This is a genomic window from Hydrogenophaga palleronii NBRC 102513 (genome assembly GCF_001571225.1).
GTDB lineage: Bacteria > Pseudomonadota > Gammaproteobacteria > Burkholderiales > Burkholderiaceae_C > Hydrogenophaga > Hydrogenophaga palleronii.
Genome location: NZ_BCTJ01000018.1, coordinates 17,833 through 39,477, shown reverse-complemented (window position 1 = coordinate 39,477; position 21,645 = coordinate 17,833). Strand labels below are relative to the sequence as shown.

Here is a 21,645-nt window from a genome sequence, read left to right as displayed (position 1 = left end):
AGTGTAGGGGTTTGCGACCCATTCAGCGCGCAAACTTGTGCATTCGCACGATCGACGTGTGATTTCCTTACGGTTTGGGGGCGGTATCGATGGTGGTGAGCCAGCCACCACGCGCCTGCAGACCGCCATTTTGCCGCGGGGCACAGTGTCGCTGGCCCGCGGCGCCGGCCGTGATTTTGGAAAATAGGTCTTTGGATGTGCACGCCATAGGCGGGTGCGTCAGGGCAGTTGGGAGAGAAACGCCGCCACCGCACGGGCCAAGGCTTCGGGTTGGTCGCGGTGCGGGCTGTGCCCGCAGTCAGGCAGCTCCACGCGCTGGGTTTGCGGGGCGGCCCCGACGATGGCATCGAGCTGGGCCAGCGTGCCGTACTCGTCACCCAGACCCTGCACCAGCAGCAAGGGCGCGGTGATGCGCCTGCATTCGTTCCGGATGTCAAAAGCCCGGAAGTCCGGGCTGAGCCAGACATCGTTCCATTGCCAGAAGGCGTTGTCGACGTCGTGGTGGTACTTCGCCAGCCGCGGGCGCAGGGGGCTGGGCTCGGCTTCGTACAAGGCCTTGGCCTGCGCGATGGCCTGCAGCGCGATGTCTTCGACAAATACGTGCGGCGCCATGACCACGCAGCCCGCCACCGCGTGGCGGCTGGCGTGCAGCAGGGCGATGGTGGCGCCGTCGGAGTGGCCGACCAGCACCGGGTTCGAGATGCCCAGTTGCTTGAGCAGCGCGGGCAGCACCTGCCAGGCTTCGTGGTGCATGTAGTCGGGCTCATGGCGGCCCACATGCCATTCGCCCTGCCAGCGGGGCGCGCCGCGCACATCCGCCACGGGGTCGGACTCGCCGTAGCCGCGCCGCGAATACAACCAGCCGGCACGGCCGGTGGCGGCACACAACTCGGCCGGCCAGTGGCGCCCCCGTTGTTCCCACATGGCCACGCTGCCCAGGCCTTCGTGCAGGAAAACCAACGGGGCCTGATCGGTGGACCCTGCGATGTGGGCCACTTCGAGTGAGATGCCTGCGATGTCAATGCGGTTCATGCCGGCATCGTACCGAGGCGGGCCTGGAGGCGCTGTCGCGCGGTCATGGAATGCATGTATTCTTGCCGGGATGTCCCTGTTGTTCGACTCGTTCTGGCGTGCCGTCGCCTACTGCGTGCACCCTCGCGTGATCGCGCTGTCGTTCCTGCCGTTGATCCTGATGGTGGTGCTGTCGTTTGGCCTGGGCTATTTCTTCTGGGAAAGTGCGGTGGCCTCGGTGGCCGCATGGCTGGAAGCCTTTGATCTGGTGCAGGCCTTTCTGGGCTGGCTCGAGCGTCTGGGCATGGGCTCGCTGCGCACGGTGTTTGCGCCCTTGCTGGTGCTGGTGCTGGCCACGCCGCTGATCGTGCTGCTGTGCCTGTTGCTGGTCGCCATGTTCATGACCTCGACCATGGTTGAACTGGTGGGGCAGCGGCGGTTCCCTACGCTGGAGCGCAAGCACGGAGGCTCCTTGCTGGTGAGCGTGCTGTGGTCGCTCGGCTCGACGCTGCTGGCGGTCGTGGCCCTGGTACTGTCCATGCCGCTGTGGCTGGTGCCGCCGCTGGTGTTGATCCTGCCGCCGCTGATATGGGGCTGGCTGACCTACCGGGTGTTTGCCTTCGACGCCCTGGCCACACACGCCAGCAGCGACGAGCGCAAGCGCATTCTCAAAGAGCATCGCGGTAGCCTGTTGCTGATGGGTGTGCTCAGCGGCTACCTGGGCGCAGCGCCCAGCCTGTTGTGGGCCTCCGGCGCCATGTTCATCGCGCTCGCACCCTTGCTGGTGCCGGTGGCGATCTGGATCTACACCCTGGTGTTTGCTTTCGCCTCGCTCTGGTTCGCTCACTATGCCCTGGCGGTGCTGCAGCGCATGCGCGCCCGCGCCGTAGTGGAGGTCGTGGATGACCTGCCGACGGCAGGCCCTGTTGCCGCGACTCCACCAACGCTGCCAGGCTCGGCCCCGGTCGAGCCCGTTTTCCCACCGTCTCCACCCCACACATGACAACCGCTTTCGGCCTGATCATCGTCGGCGATGAAATCCTTTCCGGCAAACGCAGCGACAAGCACCTGCCCAAAGTCATCGAACTGCTGACCCAGCGCGGCCTCGCGTTGAGCTGGATGCGGCTGGTCGGCGACGACCGAGAACACATCACCGCGGCATTGCGCGATGCCTTCGCCGGCAACGACGTGGTGTTCAGTTGCGGCGGCATCGGCGCCACGCCGGACGACCACACGCGCCAGTGCGCGGCTGCAGCGCTCGGTGTCGAGCTCGCATTGCACCCGGAGGCGCAGCAGCTGATCGAGTCGCGCATGCGCGATCAGGCGGCAGAGCAGGGTCAGGTGTTCGCCCCCGAGCGGCCGGACAACGTGCACCGATACAACATGGGCGTATTCCCGGTCGGCGCCCGCATCATCCCCAACCCGTACAACAAGATTCCCGGTTTCAGCTGCACCAGCCCCGCGGGGGCGCAGGTGCATTTCCTGCCCGGCTTCCCCGTGATGGCCTGGCCGATGATCGAGGGCGTGCTCGACACGCAGTACGCGCACCTGCAGCGCCGCGGCGCCTGGGCTGAGCGTTCGGTGATCGTGTTCGGCGCCATGGAAGCGGTGCTCACGCCGCTGATGGAGCAGATCGAACGCACGCACCCGGTCAAGGTGTTCAGCCTGCCCAGCGTGGACCACCCGGAATACGGGCGCCACATCGAATTGGGCGTCAAGGGTGCGGCCGATGGCGTGTTGGCGGCCTACGGTGTCTTGCTCGCGGGCCTGCGTGTACACGGGGCATCACTCGGCCCTGAAATGGTGCGCGACTGATCTGCACCTCCGCGGTGCGCGTCATGTGACGCACCTTTAAGGTGCTACTGCGGCCCGTCGCTGCGTGCTGCACAGGCCGGGCGCCCCAAAATCGAGAGACTGCCTGGCAGCACCGAACCTTTGTGGCGCGTGGGCTGCGCGATAATCCCTGCGCCGTGTGCCGCGAGTGAATCTGCTGCAGGCCCGTGACCCAAGTTGTGGCACACATTCTGCTTGTCACCAGCGTCGTTCTCATTTTTCCACTCACCCAGCTACAGGAGTATTTGATGGCCAAGACCGTCGCAGACGTGATGCAACTGGTGAAAGACAACGAAGTGAAATTCGTTGACTTCCGCTTCACCGACACCCGGGGCAAAGAGCAGCACGTGACCGTGCCCGTGTCCCACTTCGACGAAGACAAGTTCACCTCGGGCCACGCGTTCGACGGTTCTTCCGTGGCCGGCTGGAAGGGCATTGAGGCATCGGACATGCAGCTCATGCCCGACCCCAACACCGCCAATATCGATCCCTTCTTCGAAGAAACCACGCTGTTCCTGCAGTGTGACGTGATCGAACCGGGCGACGGCAAGGCCTATGACCGCGATCCGCGTTCCATCGCCAAGCGCGCCGAAGCCTACCTGAAGGCCTCCGGACTGGGCGACACCGCCTACTTCGGACCGGAACCCGAATTCTTCATCTTCGACGGCGTGCGCTGGAGCAACGAGCCCGGCCGCGTGATGTACGAGATCGAAGAGTACGAAGCCCCCTGGAACAGCGGCGCCAAGCTCGAAGGCGGCAACCGCGGCCACCGCCCCACCGTCAAGGGCGGTTACTTCCCCGTGCCTCCGGTCGACAGCACGCAAGACATGCGCGCCGAGATGTCCCTGATCCTCGAATCGCTGGGCATTCCGGTTGAAGTGTTCCACCACGAAGTGGCGGGCGCTGGCCAGAACGAAATCGGCACCCGGTTCAGCACGCTCGTCGAGCGCGCCGACTGGACCCAGGTGCTCAAGTACGTGGTGTGGAACGTGGCCAATGCCTACGGCAAGACCGCGACCTTCATGCCCAAGCCCTATGCCGGCGACAACGGCTCCGGCATGCACGTGCACCAGTCGATCTGGAAAGACGGCAAGAACCTGTTCGCTGGCGACGGTTATGCCGGCCTGAGCGACTTCGCCCTGTACTACGTGGGCGGCATCATCAAGCACGCCCGTGCACTCAACGCCATCACCAACCCCGGCACCAACTCGTACAAGCGCCTGGTGCCTGGCTTCGAAGCCCCGGTGAAGCTGGCTTACTCGGCCCGCAACCGTTCGGCCTCGATCCGCATTCCGTACGTGGCCAACCCCAAGGGCCGTCGCATCGAAGCGCGTTTCCCCGATCCATCGGCCAACCCGTACCTGGCCTTCTCGGCCCTGATGATGGCGGGTCTGGACGGCGTGGAAAACAAGATCCACCCGGGCGAAGCCGCTACCAAGGATCTGTACCACCTGCCGCCGGAAGAAGACAAGCTGGTGCCGACCGTGTGCCACAGCCTCGACCAGGCGCTGGAGCACCTCGACAAGGACCGCAGCTTCCTGACCAAGGGTGGTGTGTTCACCGACGCCATGCTCGACGCCTACATCGAGCTCAAGATGGGCGAAGTCACGCGTTTCCGCATGGCACCGCACCCGGTCGAGTTCGACATGTACTACAGCCTGTGATGGCCCGCCCGGTGCGCCGGGCTGCCTTCACCGAGTTCAAAAGGGGCCGCGTCAGCGGCCCTTTTTTTGTTGTTCGGGCGGCCAATCGCCACCGTTCAGGCGCCGATGAGGCACTTTTGCAGGGGTTTTCGGTCATACTGAAAAACGCTTTTTGGGCCCGTGCGCCGCGGCCCCCACCGCCTCTCTGGAGTTGATGTCACCTTGAACCCGATGCCTTTCCTCACGATCCGCACGCTGGCTGTCGCCAGCCTGGCGCTGTGCGTGCTGCAGGCCCATGCGCAGGCACCACGCATCTACCGTTGCGGCAACGAATACACCAACGACGCGCAGGTCGCCAAGAACAAGGGTTGCAGTCCGATGGAGGGCGGCAACATCACCATCATCGAGGGCACCCGCCCGACGGCGGCACGCAGTCCCACAACCGCGAGCAACACCCCCGCACGCAGCGGCAGCAGCACCGAGCGCGTGGACGCGACCGCACAGCGCGCACGCGACAGCGACGCGCGCGCCATTCTCGAAGCCGAGTTGCGCAAGGCCGAAGAGCGGCTGGCGGAGGCGCGCAAGGCCTACGCCAATGGCGAGCCGGAGAAGCAGGGCATCGAGTCGCGCAACTACCAGCGTTACCTGGACCGCGTGGCCGATCTCAAGGCCGCGGTGGGCCGTGCCGAGAGCGACGTTGCCGGCCTGCAACGCGAACTGGGCCGTCTGCCGGCCGCGGGCGCACCGGGCAGTTCTGCCGCAAAATAAGCCGCTTGAAAAAGATCGACCTACCTTCGTTTCTCCCCGCGTCTGCCCGGCGCGTTCCCGCCGAAGCCACAGCGCGAGCCGTCGACCGCAAACAGGCGCAGGCTCCCTCACGTTTCCAGTCGCTTGATCTGCTGGCCACCTTGGTGGCGGTGGTCGACGCCAGCGGCGGCGTTCTGTACGCCAATGCGGCGCTGGAGGATGCCCTGGGCATGTCCCGGCGCAGCATCACCGGGGCTTTGCTGCAGGCCTGCTTCACCGAACCGGCTTTGCTGGAGAACGCCTTGCAGGGCGCCAGCGGCAACCAGTTTGCCGCGCTGCGTTACGACGCCTGGCTCAAGCGCCTGAACCACGACGCCTTGCCGGTGCACGTGGTGGTGGCGCAGACCGACAACCCGGGTGAAGTCATCGTCGAGTTGTTGCCGCTGGAGCAGCAGGCGCGCCAGGAGCGCGAGGAACGCCTGATCGATCAGGCGCAGGCCAACAAGGAGCTGATCCGCAACCTGGCGCACGAGATCAAGAACCCGCTGGGTGGCATTCGTGGCGCGGCGCAGTTGCTGCAGATGGAGCTGGAGTCGCGTGAGCTGATCGAGTACACGCAGGTCATCATCCACGAGGCCGATCGCCTGCAGTCGCTGGTGGACCGCCTGCTGGCGCCGCACCGCCGCCCGCATGTGGTGGGCGACGTCAACATCCACGAAGTCTGCGAGCGCGTGCGTTCGCTGATCCTGGCCGAGTTTCCCAAGGGCCTGAAGGTCGTGCGCGACTACGACACTTCCATCCCGGAGTTCCGAGGCGACCGCGAGCAGCTCATTCAGGCCGTGCTCAACATCGCGCACAACGCCGCGCAGGCTCTTGGCGAGCGCATCGCAGCGGGCGACGCGCGCATCGTGTTCCGCACGCGCGTGGGCCGGCAGGTGACATTCGGCAAGCAGCGCTATCGGCTGGCACTGGAATTGCATGTGATCGACAACGGGCCTGGCGTTCCAGACTCGATCAAGGACCGCATCTTTTACCCGCTGGTGTCGGGACGTGATGGTGGCTCCGGCCTGGGGCTGACGCTGGCACAGACGTTTGTCCAGCAGCACCATGGCCTGATCGAGTGTGAGAGCGTGCCAGGGGAGACGGATTTCAAGATCCTCATCCCGCTGCCCTAGCCATCACCGACCGTCGAACGCCGCGCCACAAGAAGGGAAGACATTTCAATGAAGCCGATCTGGATAGTGGACGACGATCAATCGATTCGCTTCGTACTCGAAAAGGCACTGCTGCGCGAGAACCTGCCGACCCGCAGCTTCACCAACCCGCAAGAGGTGCTCAAGGCCCTGCTGGACACGCCCGAGCAGGAAGGCCCGCAGATCCTGGTCAGCGACATCCGCATGCCCGGCGGCTCGGGCCTCGACCTGCTCGAGAAGGTGAAGGAAAAGCTGCCCGGCCTGCCGGTCATCATCATGACCGCCTTCTCCGACCTCGACAGCGCCGTCTCGGCCTTCCAGGGCGGCGCCTTCGAATATCTGCCCAAGCCGTTTGACCTGCCCAAGGCGGTCGAGCTGATTCGCCGCGCGGTGGAAGAAAGCCAGCGCGAGGAAGTGGCCGAAGAACGCATGACCGCGGCGCCCGAGATGCTGGGCCAGGCGCCGGCCATGCAGGACGTGTTCCGCGCCATCGGGCGCCTGAGCCAGAGCCAGGTCACGGTGCTCATCACCGGCGAATCGGGTTCGGGCAAGGAGTTGGTGGCGCGCGCGCTGCACAAGCACTCGCCGCGTTCGGGCGGCCCGTTCGTGGCCATCAACACCGCGGCGATTCCGAAGGACCTGCTGGAGTCCGAACTGTTCGGCCATGAGCGCGGTGCCTTCACTGGCGCGCAGACCATGCGGCGCGGACGCTTCGAACAGGCCGACGGCGGCACGCTGTTCCTGGACGAAATCGGCGACATGCCGTTCGACCTGCAGACGCGCCTGCTGCGGGTGTTGTCTGACGGGCACTTCTACCGCGTGGGCGGCCACAGCGCGGTGCGCGCCAACGTGCGCGTGATCGCCGCGACCCACCAGAACCTGGAGCAGCGCGTCAAGGAAGGCGTGTTCCGCGAGGACTTGTTCCACCGCCTCAACGTGATCCGCCTGCGCCTGCCCGCGCTGCGCGAACGGCGCGAAGACGTGCCCATGCTCACGCGCTTTTTCCTGCAGCAGAGTGCCAAGCAGCTGGGGGTGGAGCCCAAGCGCATTTCCGAAGCGGCATTGCGCCTGCTCGGCAGCTTCGACTTTCCGGGCAACGTGCGCCAGCTTGAAAACGTCTGCCACTGGCTGACTGTGATGGCGCCGGCGCAGGTGATCGAGCTCAAGGACTTGCCACCCGAAGTGTTGTCCATGGCCAGCGGCGCACCAGTCCCGGCACTCGCGGGTGCTTCCGAGATGCCGTTGGCGTCCCAGGTGCCGGCGGGTTTCGGCATGCCCACCAGCGCGCCAGCGCCCGAGGTGATCTACAACCGGGCATCGGACGCCATTGCGCATGCCGAGCCCGCCGCCGTCCCCGTGCCCGAGGCGGGCGGCGCAGGCCTGGCGCCCTCGGCCTGGGAGAGTGGCCTGCAGGCCGAAGCAATGGCCTTGCTGGAAGACGGCCGCACCGACGTCTGGGACGTGCTCACCCGCCGCTTCGAAACACGCCTGATCCAGACGGCGCTCGCCAATACACGCGGCCGACGCATCGAGGCCGCGCACAAGCTGGGCATCGGGCGCAACACCATCACGCGCAAGATCCAGGAACTGCACCTGGAGTAAGGCTGCCTCAGCCGAGCCTTTCCAGGGGCGCAGCGGCGAGCGTGCTTTTGCTCAGGCCAGCGTCACCACCACCGGTGTGTGGTCGCTGGGCTGCTGGTTCTTGCGCGGCGCACGGTCGATGTGGCAGGCCGTCACCTTCTCGCGCAGGGCCTCGCTCACCAGGATGTGGTCGATGCGCAAGCCGCGGTTCTTCTGGAAACCCAGCATGCGGTAGTCCCACCACGAGTAACTTTTCTCGGGCTGCTCGAACATGCGGTAGGCGTCGGTCAGGCCCAGTTTGATCAGGTCCTGAAAGTGCGCGCGCTCTTCCACCGTGTGGTGAATGGTGTCCTTCAGACCGACCGGGTCAAACGAATCGCGGTCTTCCGGTGCCACGTTGAAGTCGCCCACCAGCACCAGCCTCTCGTGGAGTTTCAGTTCTTCGGCTACCCAGCGGTGCAGGGCGGCGAGCCACAGCATCTTGTAGGCGAACTTGTCGCTGCCCGGCGCCTGTCCGTTGACGAAGTAGCAGTTGATCAGGCGCAGCGGGCCGTCTGGCGTGTCCAGCGTGGCGGCGATCACACGCGCCTGTTCGTCGCTGTGGCCGGGGATGTTGCGCACCACGTCGCGCAGCGGGCTGCGGCTGAGGATGGCGACGCCGTTGTAGGTTTTCTGGCCGAAGGCGGCGGCGTGGTAACCGGCTTCCTTCAGTGCCTCGAACGGGAATTTTTCATCGACCAGTTTGAGTTCCTGCAGGCCCAGTGCATCGACCGGGTTGGCGGCCAGCCAGTCCAGCACTTGCGGCAGGCGCACGGAGAGCGAGTTGATGTTCCAGGTGGCGAATTTCATGGTGGCCCCATCGTGTTGGTTGCGCGGTGTGTTCGTGTGTGCCGGCGTGCCGCCGCACGCGCCTGCAAGCGGCGGTGTGGCAGGCGCCAGACAAGGCCCGGCCATGGTTGGCCGGAAGCTGCAAGTATGCGATGAACCGGGTCCGTATTTCGCCGCGCGCTCAGCCGCCCGCCGGGCGTTGCAGGCGTTTGACGAACACGGTCATTTCTTTCACCGATTGGTGGTCACCTTGTTGTTCGGCCACCGCAAGTCCCCGCGTCCAGGCAGCGAGGGCGTCATCCGGGCGTTCCCCTTGACGCAGCGCCGTGCCCAGCAGCTTCCAGGCCGCCGAATGCTGCGGGTTCTGCGCCGTGGCCTGTGTCAGGTGCAACACGGCGGCCTCTGCGTCGCCGTCTTTCAGGCAGGCCTGGCCCAGGCCGAAGCGCAGCAGGGCGTTGTCATGTCCGGCGGCCAGCATCTTTTCCAGGCGTTCGCGCATGGGGTGGTCTTCTTTGTTCCCACAGCGCCGGCGCGTTCAACCGGCAGTGGCGGCAGACGGCGTGGTGACCGTGCGCGTGATGCGCCGCGCGAGCAGCGTGGCCAGCGCGGGTGCGAGGGCGAAGCTGGCGAACAGCCATACGGCGGCCGACCGTGCACCGGGCACACCACCGGGGTCGGTCAGGCCGGCGACGTTGGCCACCAGACCGGCCACCGCCGCGCCCACGGCCATGCCGTAGAGCTGGATGGTGGTGATGGCGGCCGAAGCGGTACCCCCTTCGCCGGCTGGTGCCAGGCTCAACACACGGTTCAGCAGGTGCGGCCAACCGATGCCGACGCCCGCGCCTGCACCGGCCAGGGCCAGACCCAGCAGCAGCAAACGCAGGCCCGGGGCCAGCTCGGCGCTGCTGGGCACCAGCACGGCCAGCACCAGCAGGCTCAGGGTGGACAGCAGCGGGCCGGCGCGCAACATGCTGCCAGCGGCCGCGCCGCTGCGGCCCGAAGACAGCAGCGAACCGGCGCTCCAGCCACCGGCCATGGCGGCCGTCAGGTAGCCCGCGGCCAGCGGCGTGTACCCGTGCAGCAGTTGCAGGAAGTAGGGCACGTAGATCTCTGTCGTCACGCCCACCAGCAGCAGCGCCACGATGGCGTACACCGACCCCAGAGGCGAGCCGATGGAGGTCGCCCCCACCGGCAACAGGCGCACCCTGGCCCGCCGGTCGAGGGCGATGGCCGCCGCACCGAGTGCCAGGCCACCGGCCACGCCCAGGGCTTGCCAGAGCAGCTGCGGCGACAGGCTGCCGGCCGCGATCAGCAGCACCGAGAAGGCCAGCAGCGCCACCTGCACAAAAGGCACCTCGGGCTTGCCGGCTTGCGGCGGCGGCGCGTCGGCGGCGGGGCGCAGTTGCACCAGCACCACCAATGCCTGGAAGAGCGAGATCGGCAGCAGGATCCAGAATGCCCAGCGCCAGTGGCCGGCCGCCGCGAACAGGCCGCCAGCGGCGGGCCCACAGAGGGTGGCGATGCCCCACATGCCCGACACCAGGGCGACGGCGCGCAGCCACAGCGAAGGTTCAAACACCACCCGGATCAACGCATAACTGAGCGCCGCCAGCGTGCCACCGCCCAGCCCCTGCACGCTGCGCCCGAGCAGCATCCAGCCCATCGAGCCGGCACTCGCGCAGAGCGCCGAACCGAGGGCGAACACGCCCAGCGCCGCCAGGCATGCGCCGCGTGGACCGAGTGAGGACAACAGGCGCACCGAAAATGCCGCACCCACGATGGAGGCGACCACGAACAGGGTGGTGTTCCAGGCGTACCAGTCGAGGCCGCCGACCTCCTGCACCACCGAAGGCAGCACGGTGGTGACGATGTGCACGTTGATGGCGTGCAGCGCGACGCCGCCGGTCAGGGCGAGGGCGAGCAGGCCGTTTTTGCCCTTGAGCAGATCGCCCCAGGAGGCGTTGGCGGGCAGTGGGGTGGAGGAGGGCATGGGGATTTCCCGGCGGCGCGGGCGGTGGCGGTTAATATGCAAGTGAATGATTGCATATTAAGGTGGTGTCATGACTTATGCAAGGAAGGCCTTGGAGAATTCGGGGGCGTTGCCCACGGCGGAGCGCATTCTGTCGCTGGTCAAGGCCGAGGGGCCTAGCTCGACCGCGCAACTGGCGCAGGCGCTGCAAGTAACACCCGAAGCAGCCCGCCAGCAGGTGCAGAAGCTGGTCACGGCGGGGCTGCTGGCCGGCCAGGCGCAGGCCGCGGCCGGTGTCGGCCGTCCCGGCCAGCACTGGGTCCTGACCGACGCCGGTCACCGCCGCTTTCCCGACACCCATGCCGTGCTCACCGTGCAGCTGATCGGCTCGATCCGGAAGCTGTTTGGTGAACAGGGCCTGGACCGGTTGATCTCGCAGCGCGAGGCCGACACGCGCAGCGTGTACCAGCAGCGCTGCAACGGCAAGACGGTGGCGCGGCGCCTGCGGCAGCTGGCCGAGGTGCGCAGCGAAGAGGGTTACATGGCGCGTGTGGAGCGCGACGGCACCGACTGGCTGCTGATCGAAGACCATTGCCCGATCTGTGTGGCGGCGCGCAGCTGCCAGGGCTTCTGCCGCTCGGAGCTGCAGATGTTCCAGGAAATCGTGGGCGGCGACAGCCTGGTCACGCGCGAACAGCACCTGCTGGCCGGTGCCGCGCGCTGTGTGTACCGCGTGGTGGCCAGACCGGCCTCGGCGCGCCGGCCCTGAGCGCCTGCGCACCTGCGCACCTGCACGGGCGCGCGTCAGTGCCCTTCGGCCGAGGCCGACCACACCGCCAGTTCGTAACCGTCCGGGTCGATGAAGTGGAAGCGGCGCCCGCCGGGGAATTCGAACACCGCGCGGCTGATGGTGGCGCCCGCGTCTTCCAGCCGCTGTTGCGCAGCGGCCAGATCGTCGGCGTACAGAATCACCAGCGGCCCGCCCGGGCGCACCGCCTCACCGGTGGTGAAGCCGCCGCTCAGGCGGCCGTCACGGAACTCGGTGTAGGTCGGGCCGTAGTCGACGAAGGTCCAGCCGAAGGCGGCGCCGTAGAAGGCCTTGCTGCGCGCGATGTCGCTGACGTTGAATTCGATGTTGTCGATCTGGCGGTCGGCCATGGGGTTTCCTGGTGGGTTCAGCGAAGGTTCGGGCCCACGGCCCTTGCGTTCAACGCTGGCGGGTGTAGGTGACGAAGGCGAACGGCAGGCCGTTGGCCGCGGTGTGCTCTTCGCGAGTGCTCGCGGTCCACTCGGGGCCGAAGGTGGGTGCGAAGGCATCGCCCTCGAAATCCTTTGCGATTTCGGTCACGACGGCGGTGTCGGCCAGCGGCAGGGCCGCGGTGTAGATCTGCGCGCCACCGATCACCCAGGCGTCTGCGCCCGCGGGGCACAGTGCCACGGCTTCCTGCAGCGAGCCGGCGCGCGAGGCGCCTTCGGCCTGCCAGCCCGGATCGCGGGTGACCACGATGTTGAGCCGGCCCGGCAGCGGGCGGAATTTGGGCGGCAGCGAATCCCAGGTCTTGCGGCCCATGATGACGGGCTTGCCCAGGGTGGTGCGTTTGAAGTGCGCCATGTCTTCCGGCAGATGCCAGGGCAGGGCGTTGTCCTTGCCGATCACGCCGTTGGCGGCGCGCGCAAAGATGAGGTGCAGGCGGGTGGGGGTCGTCTCGGGCATGCGGCTATTGTGCCGCCGGTGCACGCTGCCGCGCAGGCCAGAGCACGCTGGCAATTGCCATCATCACGAAGGCAATCGCAACCCAGTCCTGCCAGTGCGGCACTTCGCCCACGATGAAGGTGGCGCTGAGCGTGCCCACCAGCGGGATGGCCATCACGCTCATCGCGCTGGTCGCGGGCGGCAGGTCTCGGGCCATGCCGAACCAGATCAGCTGTGCCACGCCGTAGTTGATGAACACGCCGTAGGCCAGGCTGAGCCACATCGGCAGCGAGAAGCCCGCTGCCTGCGGCCAGGGCTCCAGCATGAGCGCCAGCGCCCACACCACCACGCTGCCGAGCAGCAGCATCCAGACCGTCACCACCATGGGCGACAGCGTCAGGTGGGCGCGGCGGAACTGCAGTGTGCCCAGGCCCCAGCAGAACGCGGCGCCCAACATCCAGGCGATGCCGGCGGGCCGGCCGCTCAGGCGCTGCAGTTCATGCCACAGCAGCAGGCCGATGGCGATGCCGGCGCACAGCACCGCCAGGCGCACGCGCGGCGTGATGCGTTCGTTGAAGAACGCGGCGCCCAGCAGCACGGTGAAGATGGGCATGGTGAAGCCCAGGATGGCCGCGCGGCCCGAGGCGAGCTCCTGCACGCCGAAGATCGAGAGCGTGTGCCAGCCGAGCACGTTGGGCAGGCCCAGCCAGGCGATGGTGATCCACTCGGCACGGCTCGGGCGCATGCGTTCGCCCTTGCTGGCCACGTAGGCGAACAGCCAGAGCGCACCGAGGGACATGGTGATGGCGCGGAAGTACAGCGGGGTGAGCTCTTGCAGGGAGAGCTTCATCATGGGCCAGTTCACGCCCCACATGAGCGTGAGGACGAGCAGCGCCCAGAGCTGGCGGCGGGAGATCACGCGACGGGGGTGTGTCGCCGCTCAGACCGCCACTGGGGCCTTGATGGCGGCGTGGTGCTGGTAGTCGCGGATCTCGAAGTCGTCGAGTTCGTAGTCGAAGATGGACGCCGGGCGGCGCTTGATGTGCAGCGTGGGGTAGGCGTACGGCGTGCGCGCCAGCTGCGTCTCCACCTGCTCGTGGTGGTTGCTGTAGATGTGGCAGTCGCCACCGGTCCAGATGAACTCGCCTACCTCCAGGTCGCACTGCTGCGCCAGCATGTGGGTGAGCAGCGCGTAGCTCGCGATGTTGAATGGCACGCCGAGGAAGATGTCGGCGCTGCGCTGGTACAGCTGACAACTCAGCTTGCCGTCGGCCACGTAAAACTGGAAGAAGGCGTGGCAGGGCATCAGCGCCATCTTGTCGAGGTCGGCCACGTTCCAGGCGCTCACGATGATGCGGCGCGAATCGGGGCTGTTCTTGAGCTGCTTCACGACCTCGCTGATCTGGTCGATGTGGCGGCCATCGGGCGTGGGCCAGTTGCGCCACTGCACGCCGTACACCGGGCCGAGGTCGCCGTCTTCGCGTGCCCATTCGTCCCAGATGGTGCAGCCGCGCTCCTGCAGCCACTTCACGTTGCTGTCGCCACGCAGGAACCACAGCAGCTCGACGATGATGGCCTTGGTGAACACCTTCTTGGTGGTCACCAGGGGGAAACCTTCGTTGAGGTCAAAGCGCATCTGGTGGCCGAACACGCTGGTGGTGCCGGTGCCGGTGCGGTCGGTTTTCTGCACGCCCGTGGTGTACACGTGGCGCATGAAGTCTTCATATTGCGAGCGGATGGGGCGGTCGGTCATGGGGTGGCGGCGGACAGGATGCTCGGCAAGGCGGGAGAGGGCGCGGTGATGCGCGCGTCGAAAGGGTGTTGCTGCAGCGCGAAGATCTGCTGGATGCGTTTGATGTAACCCTGCGTCTCGGGGAAGGGCGGCACACCGCGGTAACGGTCCACCGTGCCTTCGCCGGCGTTGTAGGCCGCGAGCACCAGCGGCACGTTGCCCTTGAAGTAGGCCAGCAGCCATTGCAGGTAGGACAGGCCGCCGCGGATGTTCTGCTCGGCGTCGAAGGGTTTGTTGACGCGGAAACGCGCGGCGGTTTCCGGAATGAGTTGCATCAGGCCCTGCGCGTTCTTGTCCGACAGGGCGTTCACGTTGAAGTTGGACTCGGCGCGGATCACCGCAAACGCCAGCCCGGGCTCGACGCCGAACTGCGGCGCGAGCTTGTAGACGATCTTCATGATGCGCTGCTGCTCCACCGTGCTCACCAACTCGCGGTAACGCGTGAGCGCGTCGGTGAGCTGCTGCGCCTGCTCCACGCGCTGCTGCTCGTCACGCTTGGCCTGCAGCACGCACTCGGGCGTGACGGCCGGTTCCCGCATGCGACTGAGCATGATGTCGGCGTGGGCGTCGCCCTGCTGGGTTGCCAGCGCGAACCAGTGCGCGGCGTAACCCTCGTGGCGCGGCACGCCGCGGCCGTTGGCGTACAGCCAGCCCAACTTGTAGGTGGAGAACACGTCACCCGCCAGGGCCGCGCGGCAGTAGAGCGCAATGGCCGCGTCGGTGTCGCGCGCCACGCCTTCGCCACGCTCCAGCGCCTGGGCCTGCTCGCGCCAGGCCTGCGCGTCGCTAGCCTCGGCCGCGTGCACCGAGGCCGTGGCGCAGAGCAGCCAAACGAGCAGCAGACGGGGCAAAAGGCGGGGTTTCATGGGGATGCGAGAACGCGGCCGGGGTTCATGATCTGTTGGGGGTCGAGCGCCTGCTTGATGGCGCGCATCAGACCCAGGGCAACCGGGTCTTTGTAATGCGGCAGGTGGTCGGCCTTGAGGCTGCCGACGCCGTGCTCGGCGCTGATCGAGCCATCGTAGCGGGCCACCGCGTCGAACACCAGTGCGTTGATGCGCGCTTCTCCTTCTTTGAGGAATTTTTTGGCATCTTCGCCGGCCGGCGCCTGCACGTTGTAGTGCAGGTTGCCGTCACCCAGGTGGCCGAAGTTGACCAGCCGCACGCCCGGAATCTCACGCGCCAGCAGCGCGTCGGTCTCGGCGCAGAACGCCGGGATGCGCGAGACCGGGATGCTGATGTCGTGCTTGATGTTCAGGCCTTCTTCGGCCTGCGCCAGCGGAATGCTCTCGCGGATGTGCCACAGGCCGTGTGCCTGCGAGAGGCTCTCGGCCACCACCGCATCGCTCACCAGGCCTTGCTCGAAGGCGGTTTCCAGCAGGCGCTCGAACTGCCCACGCGCGTGGACTTCGGACTCGCTGTCGCTGTTTTCCAGCAGCACGCAGTAGGGGCTGTCTTTCCACAAGGGCACACGCAGTGCGGGGAAGTGTTTGTCCACCAGGCCGAGCGCAAACTGGCCCATCACCTCGAAGCCGGTGAGGCCCGCGCCCAGTTGCCGATGCGCCAGGCCGAGCAGGGCCACGGCGGCGTCCAGCGAGGGCACTGCTGCCCAGGCGGTGAGTTGCGCGGCCGGCAGCGGGTAGAGCTTGAGCGTGGCGGCAGTGATCACGCCCAGCGTGCCTTCGCTGCCGACGAACAGGTCGCGCAGGTCGTAGCCGGTGTTGTCCTTGCGCAGGCCGGTCAGGCCGTGCCAGACCTCGCCTTGCGCCGTCACCACCTCCAGGCCCAGGCAGAGTTCACGCGCATTGCCGTAGCGCACCACCTGCGTGCCGCCGGCGTTGGTGGCCAGGTTGCCGCCGATGGTGCAGCTGCCCTCGGCCGCCAGGCTCAGGGGAAACAGGAAGCCGGCCTTTTCCGCCGTCTCCTGCAGGCTTTGCAGAACGCAGCCGGCTTCCACCGTCATGGTGAGGTTGGCCGGGTCGATGGCGCGCACGCGGTTCAGGCGCGTGAGGCTGAGCACCACCTGGCTGCCGGAGCCGTCGGGCACCGAGCCAACCACCAGGCCGGTGTTGCCGCCCTGCGGCACGATGGACGTGCCGGCCGCGGCGCAGGCGCGCACCACGGCGGCCACTTCGTCGGTATTGCCGGGGCGCACCACGGCCAGCGCACGGCCTTGCGCCCGTTTGCGCCAGTCGTTCTCCCAGGCCGAGAGGTCGGCGGTGGGGTCTTCGTGCGTGAGCACATGGGCCGGGCCCACGGCCTCGCGCAGCGCCGCCAGCAGTTGTGCCGCGCTCATGGCCGCGGGTCCGCGGCGGCGCGGTTGGCCGGGTTGTTCGCCACGTCGGCCGCCACGGCTTCCTTGCCGGCGGCGCGCAGGCGGATGCGCACGTGCAGCGCGCAGGCCACGAACAGCGCCACGCACAGCAGCACCTGCAGGATGGCCAGCCACATCGAGGTGCCCGACTCGCTGCTGGCGCGCACCGCGCCTTCGGTGAAGTACAGCCACACCAGCAGGCTGACCCAGCGGTAGGTGTACATGCGGTTCTTCAGCAGGCCGGCCAGTGGGATGGTCAGCGGCAGCACCTTGATGGCCCACCAGGAGCCGCCTTCGCGCAGCGGGGCAAGCCAGAGCTCCCAGGCCAGGCCGAGCACGATCAGGCCGAGCAGGCTGCCCACGGCCAGCCAGCGGGTGCCGCGCACGGCGAAAGCGGTCTGCGCGGGGTCGGCTGCGGACGGTGGAGAGGGAGGGGAGAGGGGGGTGGAATCGTTCATGGGGTGGCGCGAAGGGCAGGTGGCATGATACCGGGATGACCCTGAACGAGCGCCTGCGGGCCCTTGAAACCCTGGCGCGCGCGCTGTGGCGCGACGCGCTGAATTTTCCGTGGCGCAACACCGCGCTCACGCTGCGCGAGCGCTTCCGCGAAGACCGCCTGGGCATCACCGCCAGTGCGCTGACCTTCACCACCACCATTTCGCTGGTGCCTCTGTTCACCGTGGCGCTGGCGATCTTCAGCGCCTTCCCGATGTTCGACCGCCTGCAGGTCACGCTGCAACGCTGGCTGGTGCAGAGCCTGGTGCCACCCGACATCGCCAAGCAGGTGTTCAGCTACCTGAACCAGTTCGCCAGCAAGGCCGGGCAGATGGGCTGGGCCGGCGCGCTGGTGCTGCTGGTGACGGCGCTGGCGTTGATATTGACCATCGACCGCAAGCTCAACGACATCTGGCGCGTGCGCCAGACGCGCCCGCTGACCCAGCGTGTGCTGGTCTACTGGGCCGCGCTCACGCTCGGGCCGCTGTTGATGGCGGCCAGCCTCACCGCCACCTCCTACGCCGTGACGGCCTCGCGCGGCGTGGTCTCCAGCCTGCCGGGCGGCGTGCGCTTCCTGCTCGACACGGTGCAGTTCGCGCTGCTCACCGGCGGCATCGCCGCGCTCTACCGCTACGTGCCCAACACGCGGGTGCGTTGGAGCCATGCGCTGCTGGGCGCGCTGTTCGTGGGCGCCGGGCTGGAGCTGGCGAAGAAGGTGCTGGCCTGGTACCTCACCCAGGTGCCGACCTATTCGGTGGTCTACGGCACCTTTGCCACCGTGCCTATCCTGCTGGTGTGGATCTACGTGGCCTGGGTGATCGTGTTGCTGGGCGCCGTGGTCGCGGCCTACCTGCCGAGCCTGCGTGCCGGCATTGCGCGCCGCGGCGACACGCCGGGCTGGACTTTCCAGCTCGCGCTGGAGGTGCTGGAACAACTGCAGGCCAGCCGCCACGGCGCACCCAAGGGCATGAGCCTGGAAACGCTGGCGCAGGTGCTGCGGGTGGATGCGCTGCAGCTTGAAGAACCGGTGGCCGTGATGGTGCGGCTGGACTGGTTGGGCCGGCTGGACGAAGACGGCGAACGGTATGTGCTGCTGGTTGACCCCGCCATGACACCGGTGGCACCACTGGTCGATCGCCTGCTGCTGGCACACCAGCCCCACACCGCGCGCTTCTGGGCCGAGAGCCGCTGGATGGACGTGACGGTGGCGCAGGCGATCGTGGACACGCCCGATCCGGCGACGGGCACCGGCGACGGGCCCTTGGACTCCGCGGCTGCCGCCGGCTGACCGGGGCTCAAGGCTTCCTGACCGGGGCCGCCCTGGTGGGCTGGCGACCCCGCACGCCGGCCGACGTGAGCTCCCGAAGCACGGCGTTGAGCAAGGCCTGCCGCTCCCCGGTGGATGGGTGGCGGTCCACCGGCCGCTCGATGATCGCGGCCACATCCTCCAGGTTGGTACTTGTCACGGCCTGGTAGGCCGGGTCGGTGGATTTCATGGGCGGAGGCAGCGAGGAGAGCAGGGTGCTCACGGCCGCGAAAAGCCGCGAATCGTCGTTCAGCATGCCTTGGGCCAGTCGCACGCCGCAAGCGTCCGATTGCAACTCCTGGTCGATCTTGTGCCGCTCAAACTGCAGCTTGCCGCTCACGATGAGCTTGAGGATTTCGTTGGAGCCTCGTGTGATGTCCTGCAACTGGTTCAGCAAATCGGTGACGCCACCCGTCAGCGAAAGCGTGTCCACAATGCGGGCCTGCAGCGCGCGCGTTTCGTGGCGGCGCAGCACGTGTGCGATCTCGTGGGCCAGGGCCAGGTGCACCAGGTTCTGGTTCTTGGCGTCCCTCAGCAGGTTCTCGTCGAGGAACAGGAAACCACCGGGCAAGGCAAGTGCATTGCCATCGTTGGACGCCCGGATGTAGATCTGAAAGGTGTAGGGGTGCGGCTCTTTAACGTTCTGCAGCGCCAGGGCCAGCAGTTCATCTGCTTGGGCATAGAGCTTCGCGTGGCGGCCTCCACGCTCGTGAAGCTGCCCACCGTCCCGCATCAGGCCCAGGTAGTGCTCGCCATAGGCCACCTCCAGCGTCATGGGCAGCCAGTTCATCCGGATGGCCGCGGCACGCACGGGCTCGGACACCTTGTGTCTGCTCGTCGATGTGACGCCGCCTTGTCCGAAGAGGCTGCCGAGCGACTTGAGTCCTTCGGTGGCACCAACGCGCAGCAGCGCACCGAGGTTGCTGGTCACCTCATAAGGCGCCACCACCTGTGTGCATTTGCTGTCGCCCTCGATGGAGGACAGAGTGATGTTTTTCCGGCCCACGCGGAGGGTGTCGGCGGCTTTATCCTGTGCGCCGGCTGTCAGTGGCAGCAGCAGCGACAGGACTGCAGTCAGGCAACAGATGGCTTTCATCATTTCACCTCCACGAGTGTTCGGGCCTCTTCCAGGCGCAGATCCCTGGCGGTGTACATGCCGTTGGCGTGGAAGTGCGAGGCTTCCAGCAGGGTGCGGGTGAACGCGTCGGGCTCTTTCTGGATGTTGGCGAGTTCAGCGGCCAGACCTGCGTCGCTGCGCAGCGTGGCGATTTCGTTGGCGGCCTTTGCCGCATCGGGCCCGCCAGCGCCTTTGAGTTGTGAACCCGCGCGAGGCTTGTTGCTGACGAGCTGGCGGATCACGGCGATGAACGTGCCGCAGTCCGATGGCCCTTTTCCCGAAAAACGGATGGAGCGCAACACGGCCGACAGGAACTCGGCATTGCCTGCATTGCTGCGGATGGCTTTGGAGGTGTCACACGGGGGTGGTTCCTGGGCCGCGGCCATCATCGGCAGCAAGAAACTCAAAACCAACGCATGCAGGGTTCGTTTCATTTCCAATCCTTGAGTACGTCCGGCAGGGCCAGGGCCGCAGCGAGGGCGCCACCCAGAAAACCCAGGCCCAGAACAATGACCGTGCCCCACACCAGCCAGGGCACGAAAGCGACGATCCTGTCTCCCCAGCGAGTGGCGTGAGGCTCCGACACGCCAAGGCTGTCAGCGTTGGCGCCTGCCTGCCCCAGTACCAGCGCATCCAGGGTCATCCCCACCACCATCGGAACCGGGGTCAGCCACACGCTGCCGAGGACGAGAAGATAGGCTGCCAGCAGCAATGCGAGCGCAGTCAGAGCCCCTAGAGAGATCGCAAGCAGAAACAGCGCGACCCACCGCGTATGCGGATAGAGGTGCACGCGCAAACCCAGGAACTGCCATCGCGTGCGGCGTTGTTGCGCCTCCAGCCACAGACGCCAGAAGCGATGCGCCACGGTGCCGAAAATCACACCGAGCAAAAAGTCGGCCAGCAGACCCGCCTTGTCCCACTCGGCGATGGGCAGCTTCAGCATTGCGGTGGCGTGCAACGCGGCCCCGGGAAGTTCGCCCAGCGGCGTCATGAACCGGTCTGCGAGTTCGTAGTTGCCGCCGAAAATCACCACCTCTGGGTCGGAGTGCGGCGGCCCAGGCCGGGGGGCATCACAATCGCGTTGCTCCATGGGCGCTGCACTTTCGCCGCTGCACCATTGGAAGCTTTCCACGCTGGTGTGTGCTTTGCCAAAGGGCAGGAGCTTGGGCTTTCGGCCTGTGCAGTCTTCGGCCGGCTTTCTGCCTTCGGCGTTGAGCGCCGCACACGTTGCTCGAGCAAACTTTTCCAGAATGAGCTCGTCCAGACCGGGGGTCAGCAGTTGCTCGGCCACGCTGGAACCCGGTGTCAGAATTTTTTCGCAGAGCACACCTTTACCCGTGTTGCGAGGTGCCGATCCGGCAGGCGCACGCTCTTTCACTTCCCTGAGCAAACGGGACATCGACAACTCGGGATAAGGCAACTCTCGCGTGACCACCCCAAAGCTTTGCTCGATGCGCGGGTCGGCAAAGGGCACATGGGCCTCGCACATTTCCCGCAACCAAGCGGCCTTGCGCTCACGCACACCAGCGTCGTGGACTGGAAACGGCAAGATCAGAAGAAACCGCGCCGCGTGGGTCTTGAGGTAGCTGTACAGCCGCGCCTCGTGTTCCTGCTGTTCGTTGTGCTGCCCCTCAGGCAACGGGGACACGTCGATGTCCAGTGCAACGAAGCTGTTTGGAGGAAGTTTCTCCAGGTCGTTCTGCAGGGCGTTGCGGGGGAGCGGTCGTCTTCCGCCGTATTGTTCCTCGAATCGCTGGGGCGAGATGAGCACCACGCTGTCCCGCGGTCGCTGATCCTGGATATCGGGAGCATGGAAGTGCTGGATCAGTTGCGCCCAGGACAGTGCACCGGTCTTCAGCGGCGCCATCGCATCCTGCACCTGCGTCAGGTGCAGCAGGCAGGCCATGAACAGCGCCGTTTTCCAGTGGTGGTGCAGCAAATGGACGATCCACAAGACGATGCGACGCCAAACCGAGTCCCGCCCCGGCCCCTGGTGGTTGATGACCTTCACGCGCCCCCCGACTAAAAGAGTTGCTGGCTGGTCGCGCGGGGATTTTCCGCCCTCGGTTAACCTTTGCTTACATCTATTTCATCACCGAATTTGCGAGGGTGTCAACGTTTTT

22 protein-coding genes are annotated in these 21,645 nt (G+C 66.6%); 8 read left to right on the top strand and 14 right to left on the bottom strand.

Features of this window, described 5'->3' with window-relative positions; translation table 11 throughout:
• Positions 1-219: 219 nt before the first annotated feature.
• On the bottom strand, positions 220-1,032 hold the full coding sequence (locus tag HPA01S_RS13825; protein WP_066270992.1) for an alpha/beta fold hydrolase: 813 nt from the start codon (positions 1,030-1,032) through the stop codon (positions 220-222).
• A gap of 70 nt (positions 1,033-1,102) precedes the next feature.
• Between HPA01S_RS13825 and HPA01S_RS13820 the strand changes: the two genes are divergently transcribed.
• The 6 genes from HPA01S_RS13820 (at position 1,103) to ntrC (ending at position 8,029) form a co-directional block, all read left to right on the top strand.
• Complete coding sequence (locus HPA01S_RS13820; protein WP_066270990.1) at positions 1,103-2,014, top strand: EI24 domain-containing protein; 912 nt, start codon at positions 1,103-1,105, stop codon at positions 2,012-2,014.
• Positions 2,011-2,826 (top strand): competence/damage-inducible protein A, encoded by an 816-nt coding sequence (locus HPA01S_RS13815; protein WP_066270988.1) that lies wholly within the window; start codon positions 2,011-2,013, stop codon positions 2,824-2,826. The genes HPA01S_RS13820 and HPA01S_RS13815 overlap by 4 nt, the downstream gene beginning before the upstream one ends.
• Before the next feature lie 266 nt (positions 2,827-3,092).
• A complete protein-coding gene (gene glnA / locus HPA01S_RS13810) occupies positions 3,093-4,508 on the top strand; it encodes a type I glutamate--ammonia ligase (RefSeq protein WP_066270985.1) in 1,416 nt (471 codons plus the stop codon).
• Positions 4,509-4,718: 210 nt separating this feature from the next.
• Complete coding sequence (locus HPA01S_RS13805) at positions 4,719-5,255, top strand: hypothetical protein (protein WP_066270983.1); 537 nt, start codon at positions 4,719-4,721, stop codon at positions 5,253-5,255.
• A gap of 5 nt (positions 5,256-5,260) precedes the next feature.
• Entirely contained in the window at positions 5,261-6,409 is a 1,149-nt protein-coding gene (glnL, locus tag HPA01S_RS13800; RefSeq protein ID WP_281193135.1) for a nitrogen regulation protein NR(II), read from the top strand.
• 48 nt (positions 6,410-6,457) lie between these two features.
• Positions 6,458-8,029, top strand: coding sequence for a nitrogen regulation protein NR(I) (gene ntrC, locus HPA01S_RS13795; RefSeq protein ID WP_066270982.1), 1,572 nt, complete (start codon positions 6,458-6,460; stop codon positions 8,027-8,029).
• A 51-nt stretch (positions 8,030-8,080) separates the two neighbouring features.
• Here ntrC and xth read toward each other — a convergent pair whose 3' ends face one another.
• The 3 genes from xth to HPA01S_RS13780 all read right to left on the bottom strand — a co-directional run bounded on the left by xth (position 8,081) and on the right by HPA01S_RS13780 (position 10,826).
• A complete protein-coding gene (gene xth / locus HPA01S_RS13790; RefSeq protein WP_066270980.1) occupies positions 8,081-8,857 on the bottom strand; it encodes an exodeoxyribonuclease III in 777 nt (258 codons plus the stop codon).
• Positions 8,858-9,017: 160 nt separating this feature from the next.
• Complete coding sequence (locus HPA01S_RS13785; protein ID WP_066270978.1) at positions 9,018-9,335, bottom strand: tetratricopeptide repeat protein; 318 nt, start codon at positions 9,333-9,335, stop codon at positions 9,018-9,020.
• A gap of 36 nt (positions 9,336-9,371) precedes the next feature.
• Complete coding sequence (locus tag HPA01S_RS13780; protein ID WP_066270976.1) at positions 9,372-10,826, bottom strand: MFS transporter; 1,455 nt, start codon at positions 10,824-10,826, stop codon at positions 9,372-9,374.
• Positions 10,827-10,896: 70 nt separating this feature from the next.
• Between HPA01S_RS13780 and HPA01S_RS13775 the strand changes: the two genes are divergently transcribed.
• On the top strand, positions 10,897-11,574 hold the full coding sequence (locus HPA01S_RS13775) for a helix-turn-helix transcriptional regulator (RefSeq protein ID WP_066270974.1): 678 nt from the start codon (positions 10,897-10,899) through the stop codon (positions 11,572-11,574).
• Between the two features lie 35 nt (positions 11,575-11,609).
• Here HPA01S_RS13775 and HPA01S_RS13770 read toward each other — a convergent pair whose 3' ends face one another.
• The 7 genes from HPA01S_RS13770 to HPA01S_RS13740 are packed head-to-tail and all read right to left on the bottom strand — an operon-like array spanning position 11,610 to position 17,062.
• Positions 11,610-11,963 carry a VOC family protein gene (locus HPA01S_RS13770; RefSeq protein WP_066270972.1) on the bottom strand — a complete coding sequence of 118 codons (354 nt, stop codon included), beginning with the start codon at positions 11,961-11,963 and terminating at the stop codon, positions 11,610-11,612.
• 49 nt (positions 11,964-12,012) lie between these two features.
• Complete coding sequence (locus tag HPA01S_RS13765; RefSeq protein ID WP_066270971.1) at positions 12,013-12,519, bottom strand: dihydrofolate reductase; 507 nt, start codon at positions 12,517-12,519, stop codon at positions 12,013-12,015.
• Positions 12,520-12,523: 4 nt separating this feature from the next.
• Positions 12,524-13,417 carry a DMT family transporter gene (locus tag HPA01S_RS13760; protein WP_084360682.1) on the bottom strand — a complete coding sequence of 298 codons (894 nt, stop codon included), beginning with the start codon at positions 13,415-13,417 and terminating at the stop codon, positions 12,524-12,526.
• A 21-nt stretch (positions 13,418-13,438) separates the two neighbouring features.
• A complete protein-coding gene (locus HPA01S_RS13755; RefSeq protein WP_066270968.1) occupies positions 13,439-14,251 on the bottom strand; it encodes a thymidylate synthase in 813 nt (270 codons plus the stop codon).
• Positions 14,248-15,156, bottom strand: a complete 909-nt coding sequence (locus tag HPA01S_RS13750; RefSeq protein ID WP_066270961.1) for a transglycosylase SLT domain-containing protein — start codon at positions 15,154-15,156, stop codon at positions 14,248-14,250. Before HPA01S_RS13750 ends, HPA01S_RS13755 begins: the two co-directional genes overlap by 4 nt.
• Positions 15,153-16,586: an FAD-binding oxidoreductase gene (locus tag HPA01S_RS13745; RefSeq protein ID WP_066270958.1), complete on the bottom strand. Its 1,434-nt coding sequence runs from the start codon at positions 16,584-16,586 to the stop codon at positions 15,153-15,155. Before HPA01S_RS13745 ends, HPA01S_RS13750 begins: the two co-directional genes overlap by 4 nt.
• Positions 16,583-17,062 (bottom strand): DUF2069 domain-containing protein, encoded by a 480-nt coding sequence (locus HPA01S_RS13740; protein WP_084360681.1) that lies wholly within the window; start codon positions 17,060-17,062, stop codon positions 16,583-16,585. Before HPA01S_RS13740 ends, HPA01S_RS13745 begins: the two co-directional genes overlap by 4 nt.
• Positions 17,063-17,097: 35 nt before the next feature.
• Between HPA01S_RS13740 and HPA01S_RS13735 the strand changes: the two genes are divergently transcribed.
• Positions 17,098-18,387 (top strand): YihY family inner membrane protein, encoded by a 1,290-nt coding sequence (locus HPA01S_RS13735; protein WP_066270952.1) that lies wholly within the window; start codon positions 17,098-17,100, stop codon positions 18,385-18,387.
• 7 nt (positions 18,388-18,394) lie between these two features.
• Here HPA01S_RS13735 and HPA01S_RS13730 read toward each other — a convergent pair whose 3' ends face one another.
• Genes HPA01S_RS13730 through HPA01S_RS13720 form a run of 3 tightly spaced genes read right to left on the bottom strand, consistent with a single transcriptional unit; the run spans position 18,395 to position 21,533 of the window.
• Complete coding sequence (locus HPA01S_RS13730) at positions 18,395-19,504, bottom strand: M48 family metalloprotease (protein WP_084360680.1); 1,110 nt, start codon at positions 19,502-19,504, stop codon at positions 18,395-18,397.
• Positions 19,501-19,956: a hypothetical protein gene (locus HPA01S_RS13725; protein WP_157085018.1), complete on the bottom strand. Its 456-nt coding sequence runs from the start codon at positions 19,954-19,956 to the stop codon at positions 19,501-19,503. Before HPA01S_RS13725 ends, HPA01S_RS13730 begins: the two co-directional genes overlap by 4 nt.
• The gene (locus HPA01S_RS13720; RefSeq protein WP_066270947.1) at positions 19,953-21,533 is read right to left on the bottom strand and encodes a hypothetical protein; all 1,581 of its coding nucleotides are present in this window, start codon (positions 21,531-21,533) and stop codon (positions 19,953-19,955) included. The genes HPA01S_RS13725 and HPA01S_RS13720 overlap by 4 nt, the downstream gene beginning before the upstream one ends.
• Between the last annotated feature and the right edge of the window lie 112 nt (positions 21,534-21,645).

Excerpts from the sequence above, each read along its gene's own strand:
- HPA01S_RS13750 (WP_066270961.1), bottom strand. The coding sequence starts at position 15,156 with ATGAAACCCCGCCTTTTGCCCCGTCTGCTGCTCGTTTGGCTGCTCTGC.
- HPA01S_RS13770 (WP_066270972.1), bottom strand. The coding sequence starts at position 11,963 with ATGGCCGACCGCCAGATCGACAACATCGAATTCAACGTCAGCGACATC.
- HPA01S_RS13815 (WP_066270988.1), top strand. The coding sequence starts at position 2,011 with ATGACAACCGCTTTCGGCCTGATCATCGTCGGCGATGAAATCCTTTCC.
- HPA01S_RS13775 (WP_066270974.1), top strand. The coding sequence starts at position 10,897 with ATGACTTATGCAAGGAAGGCCTTGGAGAATTCGGGGGCGTTGCCCACG.
- HPA01S_RS13745 (WP_066270958.1), bottom strand. The coding sequence starts at position 16,586 with ATGAGCGCGGCACAACTGCTGGCGGCGCTGCGCGAGGCCGTGGGCCCG.
- HPA01S_RS13825 (WP_066270992.1), bottom strand. The coding sequence starts at position 1,032 with ATGAACCGCATTGACATCGCAGGCATCTCACTCGAAGTGGCCCACATC.
- HPA01S_RS13820 (WP_066270990.1), top strand. The coding sequence starts at position 1,103 with ATGTCCCTGTTGTTCGACTCGTTCTGGCGTGCCGTCGCCTACTGCGTG.
- xth (WP_066270980.1), bottom strand. The coding sequence starts at position 8,857 with ATGAAATTCGCCACCTGGAACATCAACTCGCTCTCCGTGCGCCTGCCG.
- HPA01S_RS13735 (WP_066270952.1), top strand. The coding sequence starts at position 17,098 with ATGACCCTGAACGAGCGCCTGCGGGCCCTTGAAACCCTGGCGCGCGCG.
- HPA01S_RS13730 (WP_084360680.1), bottom strand. The coding sequence starts at position 19,504 with ATGATGAAAGCCATCTGTTGCCTGACTGCAGTCCTGTCGCTGCTGCTG.
- HPA01S_RS13765 (WP_066270971.1), bottom strand. The coding sequence starts at position 12,519 with ATGCCCGAGACGACCCCCACCCGCCTGCACCTCATCTTTGCGCGCGCC.
- HPA01S_RS13805 (WP_066270983.1), top strand. The coding sequence starts at position 4,719 with ATGCCTTTCCTCACGATCCGCACGCTGGCTGTCGCCAGCCTGGCGCTG.
- HPA01S_RS13785 (WP_066270978.1), bottom strand. The coding sequence starts at position 9,335 with ATGCGCGAACGCCTGGAAAAGATGCTGGCCGCCGGACATGACAACGCC.
- ntrC (WP_066270982.1), top strand. The coding sequence starts at position 6,458 with ATGAAGCCGATCTGGATAGTGGACGACGATCAATCGATTCGCTTCGTA.
- glnA (WP_066270985.1), top strand. The coding sequence starts at position 3,093 with ATGGCCAAGACCGTCGCAGACGTGATGCAACTGGTGAAAGACAACGAA.
- HPA01S_RS13755 (WP_066270968.1), bottom strand. The coding sequence starts at position 14,251 with ATGACCGACCGCCCCATCCGCTCGCAATATGAAGACTTCATGCGCCAC.
- HPA01S_RS13780 (WP_066270976.1), bottom strand. The coding sequence starts at position 10,826 with ATGCCCTCCTCCACCCCACTGCCCGCCAACGCCTCCTGGGGCGATCTG.
- HPA01S_RS13740 (WP_084360681.1), bottom strand. The coding sequence starts at position 17,062 with ATGAACGATTCCACCCCCCTCTCCCCTCCCTCTCCACCGTCCGCAGCC.
- HPA01S_RS13725 (WP_157085018.1), bottom strand. The coding sequence starts at position 19,956 with ATGAAACGAACCCTGCATGCGTTGGTTTTGAGTTTCTTGCTGCCGATG.